A 6,017-nucleotide genomic window follows, 5' to 3' on the forward strand; every position below is an offset into this window, starting at 1 on the left:
GCCGGCGCCCGTGCTGCTGCTCCCGGCGCTCGGCGGCCGCATCGCCGGCTGCCTCGCCGCGGAGGCCGCGCAGCGCCGGCTGTTTCCCTGGCTGGCGGTGGCCTTCGGCGCCGGCGCGCTCTTGTTCCTCACCGTCGCGGACGGGCCGGTCGTCCTCGCCGCCCCGCTGGGCGCCGGGCTCGCGCTGGCGGGCGGCGCGCTGGCGCTGCGGGCCCGCGCGGTGGCGCCGGCCCTCATGCTCGCGGCGTCCTTCGTCTTCCTGGGCTTCGCGGCCGCCGCCTACCGGACGACGCGCGTCGCCGCGCCGGTCCTCGCCCGCACGGTGATCGCGCCGCTGCACGGCTTCGTCGAGGCGCTGGAGGAGCGGGAAGAAGGCGCGCGGCTCGTGGTGCGGGTCCTGCGCCTCGGCGAGATGGCGGCGGCCGAGCGCCCGGTGCGGGTGCGCGTCTCCTACCGCCGCGGCGACGCGCTGCGGCCGGGCGACTACATCGAGGCCAAGGCGCGCCTGCTGCCGCCGCCGGAGCCGGCGCGGCCCGGCGGCTACGATTTCGCCCGCGACGCGTATTTCCGCGGCATCGGCGCGGTGGGCTCGCTGCTCGGCGCCGCCGCCGTCAAGCCGCCGCCCGAGCCGGCGCCCTGGAGCCTGCGGCTCGCCGCCGGCCTCGACGACGCCCGCAACGCGCTGACGCGGCGCATCGCCGAGTCGAACGGCGACAAGGGCGGCGTCACCCAGGCCGGCGCGGTGGCGGCGGCCCTCGTCACCGGCAAGCGCGGGCTCATCGACCAGGACACCAACGACACCCTGAGGGCGGCCGGGATCTATCACGTCGTCTCGATTTCCGGATTGCACATGGTGCTGGCGGCCGGGGTGGTGTTCTGGCTCGTGCGGGCGCTGCTCGCCCTCGTCCCGGGCCTGGCGCTGGCCTGGCCGATCAAGAAGATCGCGGCCTTCCTGGCGATGATCGCGGTCACCGGCTACTGCGCCTTCTCGGGCTGGGACCTCGCGGCCGAGCGCTCGCTCGTCATGACCCTGGTGATGCTCGGCGCGGTCCTGGTCGACCGGCCGGCGCTCAGCCTGCGCAACCTGGCGCTGGCGGCGCTGATCTCCCTCGTCCGCGAGCCGGAAGGGCTCTTGGGCCCGAGCTTCCAGATGTCGTTCGGGGCGGTGGCCGGGCTCGTCGCCTGCGCCCGGCTGATCGAGGGGCGGCTGTGGAACCCGGAAGGCGGCGGGCCGATCACCCGGGCGCTCGCCTGGTGCCTCGCGACGGTGGTCGGCACGCTCGCCACCACGCTGGTCGCCCAGATCGCCACCGCGCCCTTCGCCACCTACCACTTCCAGACCGTCCAGCCCTTCGGCGTCGTCGGCAACGCGCTCACCCTGCCGCTCGTCTCGCTGGTGGTGATGCCGGCGGCGGTGCTCGGCATGCTGGCCCATCCCTTCGCCCTCGACCGGCCGGTCTGGTGGGCGATGGGGCTGGCGGTGCGCGGCATGCTCGACATCTCCGCCTGGATCGAGGGCTTCGACCGCGCGACCGTGGTGCTGCCGGCCTTCGGCCCCGGCGCGCTCGGGCTGATGACGGTGGCCCTCCTGCTCCTGGTGCTGCCGGTCTCCGGCCTGCGCTGGCTCGGCCTCGCCCCCGGCCTCCTCGGCCTGGCGCTCGCGGCGGCACCGGTGCGGCCCGACCTCTACGTCGACCGCGAGGGCGGCGGCGCGGCCCTGCGCGGGGCCGACGGGCGCCTCGTGGTGCTGGGCAAGCCCCCCGGCTTCGTGCTGGAACAGTGGCTCAAGGCCGACGGCGACGGCCGCTCCCGCGACGATCCCGGGCTGGGCGCGCAAGCCCGCTGCGACAAGCTCGGCTGCGTCGGCCGCGGGCCGCGGGGGATCAGCGTGGCGCTGGTGCGCGACAAGCGCGCCTTCCCGGAGGATTGCGCCCGCGCCGACGTGGTGGTGAGCCGTCTCGAGGCGCCGCCGGGCTGCGCGGCCAAGCACGTCCTCGACCGCGCCTTCCTGACGGCGCACGGCTCGACCACCCTGCGTTTTACCGCCGACGGCCCGGTCATCGAGACGGCTAAACGGCCGGGGGAGGGAAAACCGTGGCGGCCGGCTCCAGTCGTAACGCCCGCCGTGCCGGTTGCTGCCGCACCGAAAACGGCGCCGGGACCGAAACCGCTTCCACCGCCGTTTCCGCAGGAGGGAGAGGACCCTGAAGTCCACGCCGAGCCGTGATGGCCGCGGGTGTTCCGGCCTCCGGGCCAGGCGCCATCAGGCGATCGAGACCGGCATCATGCGTAGCACGGCGCGGCCCAGCAGGGTCTTCGAAAAGGAGAATTGCGTCTCGCCCCCTCGGCCCAGAATGTAATTTTGAGCCGTTGCACCATACTGTCCGCGCCGGTCCCACGGCACTTGCGGTTCGGGAGCGGCTGATAGATTGGGAAAGAATACTTCATCCCCAAGAGTTTCGCAGCTCCTGGTAGTGCCGACGAGCGCCATTCCCCGGACTGCAGCCCGGGTGTGCAGGTGCCTGCAGCGCGAGATTTCATCGCGCATCGTTTCACCCGTTCTTGCGATATCGTCGAGAACCAGAATGCGAGAGCAGTTACGGGGAATTCCCCGCTGCAGACCGACGTTTGTTCCCGGCTCAACGAAGATGAACTTGGCGGAATTCTTGAAATTATTCTGGACAAGCTTCCCCAGAATCTGACCGCCGTTGCCAATGACGACGACGCAATCCGGATCGTACTCGCGGGTCCGCGCAATCATTTTTGCCATGCCGTCGATCAGCAGAATGTCACTGATCTCTGGAGATTTGTCCGGTATGAAAGTCATTTCGACCGCAGGCGAAGGCGCTCTAGCTTGTCGTTGTAGCTCGTCCATGAACGGAGAAATTCTGCTAAATTGCTCGCGTATGGCATAATTCTCGGTAACCATTTGGAAAATGTCGCGCACCATTGAGGCGATTTGGATTTGAAAATATTTTGTGAATGCTGGATCATGGGTTAGCTGTGACTTAAGTTCCGCAAGTCGATCTTGGTATTGCAATCCAATATTATTTCCGTCAAGCAACCTGACAAGATTGCTTAGCACGAGTGATTGCAGCTGGTCGACCCCAAGCATCGCATTATCGACCGGGAGTATTTTAACTTCCGAATATGTCCTTGATTGCTTCAGGGTAATTGTCCGGGATGCGACTGATGGGTCAAGAGTCTTTAGAGTCGATTCAGCGCTCTTATTGACAATCAGTGGGTAAAGCCATAAGTTGTCGGCATATTTTTCGGCATCTTCGCCGCTAACCGATTGCATAAACGGATCGTTTTGCGATTGAATCTTACTGCTAAACTTGTCTATTACTGTATTGTCTTGAGGGTGAGGCGCCAGCGTGACAACGAGCTGTTCCTGTTTCTCAAGATCGACATCGGACGATGGAGCAGATTCCGCAAATGACTGTTCCGCCTTTTCGGGCTGGCGTGCCACCTTCGCGATTTTTCTGCTTACCGCTGCCAATTGCGTGAGGCCGGTCGCGATTTTCTCCTGAGCCAGCCGACGGCGTTCGGCAATCTCTTCACCGCCTTTGTCGTGAGGCGCAATATCTTTCATGTCTGTGTCAGAAATTTCGAGCCGTGCCATCCAATTTTGAAGCTCGTCTATCGATAATTTTTCAAGATTTGCGCGAGAAGATTCGACTTCGCTGTTGCGCACAGAGAAAGACTTAATAAGTTTTTCAACCATCTTTCTCTTGAGATCATTCTCCTTCATGCGACAGATCCTTCCGTCTGATCGAAAATTATATTGATTAATCCTGTCAACCCCTCAGCCAGTGTCCACGCAGCCTCTAGTGCTTCATCGACCAATCCTTGATCTATCAATTTTTTCTGGTGAGCCTTCTCAACGATATGCTCTGGAATCATAGGATGACCACGCGGCGCGAGCCGTTTAATTTCATCCAGCCTCAATGTATCGGCGATGTCGGCGAGTGTGCCACCATTCAATGAAGCAATAATTAAGTCTACAGGAGAAAGCTCCGCCGGTGCGCCGGGCGGGGCGTGGGCAGCGAGCAGCTTCAAATCCTCAAGTGACACGGATCGACCGATCGCATCGACGTCTTCTCGACTCAAATCATAGCCGATGAGAAGGAAAGCCGACAGGGCGCGTTTCAAGCACTTAAGGGGGGCCTTGGGATTGGAGGGGCGGTCATCAATAGCCAGCCACTGGTTGCAATCTGCCTTCAGCCACATCAGGTAACGAGCAAATTCCTTAACATTCGCAAGCGTCCGGGGCGGTGCGGCAGCGCACAGGATCGCCTCCTGATACGCAAAACTGAGTTCTGCGGCGCCACTCTCAAAATCATGAAGCAGGACAGGAAGGACCACGTTCGTCGTCGTGATGATTCCAAGTACATTCGTGTCGATTATATAGTCTAATTTGATATTAAGTGGCCTTTCTTTTATCTTTTTGTTGATAAAATTATGAATAGGCTCATGGCATTGATCGGAATCTATGTCAATTTTTTCGGAGTTGCATTTTACAGACATCAGATAGCATGAATTTTCTAGTCCTATTTTGCCGCACACGGCCGGTGATAGCGTTCCTAAGAACGTCGGATAATACTCACAATAGTCAAGATCGGTCGTGTTGTTTATTTTTCCTAGGAAGGTTGCGCTTCCGGATAGGCAAATCGGATGCCCATAGGCAAGCTTGACTTGCCTCGATATCAATATGGCTTCCTGCAGAAAGGTCTTTCCTGGGAAAAATGAACCGAGATTGAAGGGGACGAAGATGTGTTCGCCCCCGATTCGGCGCGTAAGATATCCAGGATAATCCGGCGCGCATTTGAGTTCGGAATCCTCGTCCTTTCCCTCTGCCATGACAGCCCGGAAAGATATCGCCAGACTCCATTTTTTCTCATCGTCCGGAGAAAAGCACTTATACTTTTCGTATTGCGCGCCCATCTTGACAAAAAAGTCAACTCCGTAGGGCTTTCTCAAGAATTTCATATTGGTATCTTGATATCTGTTCTAAGTAGATAAGCAATAATTCTTTACGTCAATAGGATCAAAAACTCAAACGAAAATATCAAATTGCCGAAATCACAATATTTTTGTTCTTAACTGAAGTTCAATAGAGCTTAGATAAAGCAAAATACGCAAAATATTATCTTATAGATGAACAAATTTGACAATAAAAAGACTAATTTTTGTGACAAAAATTATGATAATACTTATAGATAGCAGATGAATCACGTCGGATTCTCGCAGTACGGGGCAGTGGAGATCAGATCGTCGATCTTATCTGCCGCAATTCTCAGCGCTGGGCGGATGTCCAGGATCGAGACCCCACGCGCGCCGCCGAGGCAGCCGCGTGAACCAATCAGCGATCCCAGTGCCGGCTGCGCCCAGCGCGGTCGCGATCTACTATGACCAAACGCGCGTCGTAACTCGGACGGAGCGCGCAACCCGGCCGGACGCCGCCATCCGGCCAGATTGATCGTCCCTACGGCATCAGCCGCAGCGCATCGGCGAAGAAGTCCGGCCCGCCGAAATTGCCCGACTTGAGCGCCAGCCACATGTCGCGGTCGGTGGTGCGCAGGACCGGCACGCCGGCGGCGATCTCGGGGCCGACGCGGAAGGCCGGGAGGCGGAGGCGGTCGACGACCGCGCCCGAGGTCTCGCCGCCCGCCACCACGAGACGGCGCACCCCGTGGGCCACCAGCCCCTCGGCGATCCGCGCCATGGCGGCCTCGATGGCGTGGCCGGCGGCGTCGCGGCCGTAGCGCGCCTGGACCGCCGCCACCTCGTCGGGGCCGGCGCTGCTGGCGATGAGCACCGGGCCGTCGCCGATCCGCTCCATCGCCCAGGTCAGCGCCGCCCCGGCCTCGTCCTCGCCGGCGAGCAGCCGCGCCGGATCGAGGCGGCGCACCGGCATCGCGGCCTCGGCCCGGGCGATCTGGCCGAGGGTCGCCTGCGAGCAGCTGCCGGCGAGGCAGGCCGCCGGGCCGCCGATCGGTCCGCCGAGATCGGCC

Annotated in this window: 4 protein-coding genes; 1 reads left to right on the forward strand and 3 read right to left on the reverse strand. The window is 61.7% G+C overall.

Features of this window, described 5'->3' with window-relative positions; genetic code table 11:
• Positions 1–2,227 (forward strand): ComEC/Rec2 family competence protein (locus HPY23_RS13135; protein WP_420891336.1); only part of this gene is annotated, 2,227 nt, incomplete at its 5' end.
• Positions 2,228–2,263: 36 nt separating this feature from the next.
• Here the strand turns inward: HPY23_RS13135 and HPY23_RS13140 are convergent.
• From HPY23_RS13140 to HPY23_RS13150, 3 genes are all read right to left on the reverse strand, one after another.
• The gene (locus HPY23_RS13140) at positions 2,264–3,754 is read right to left on the reverse strand and encodes a phosphoribosyltransferase (RefSeq protein WP_139234859.1); all 1,491 of its coding nucleotides are present in this window, start codon (positions 3,752–3,754) and stop codon (positions 2,264–2,266) included.
• Entirely contained in the window at positions 3,751–4,992 is a 1,242-nt protein-coding gene (locus HPY23_RS13145) for a hypothetical protein (protein WP_139234858.1), read from the reverse strand. The genes HPY23_RS13140 and HPY23_RS13145 overlap by 4 nt, the downstream gene beginning before the upstream one ends.
• A 496-nt stretch (positions 4,993–5,488) precedes the next feature.
• Positions 5,489–6,017: four-carbon acid sugar kinase family protein (locus HPY23_RS13150; RefSeq protein ID WP_276530188.1), on the reverse strand; the 529-nt coding region annotated here is incomplete at its 5' end.

It is taken from the genome of Methylobacterium ajmalii (genome assembly GCF_016613415.1).
Taxonomy (GTDB): domain Bacteria; phylum Pseudomonadota; class Alphaproteobacteria; order Rhizobiales; family Beijerinckiaceae; genus Methylobacterium; species Methylobacterium ajmalii.

What these genes read in the sequence shown, in the direction of transcription:
- HPY23_RS13140 (WP_139234859.1), bottom strand. Translation starts at nt 3,754, where the DNA reads ATGAAGGAGAATGATCTCAAGAGAAAGATGGTTGAAAAACTTATTAAG.
- HPY23_RS13145 (WP_139234858.1), bottom strand. Translation starts at nt 4,992, where the DNA reads ATGAAATTCTTGAGAAAGCCCTACGGAGTTGACTTTTTTGTCAAGATG.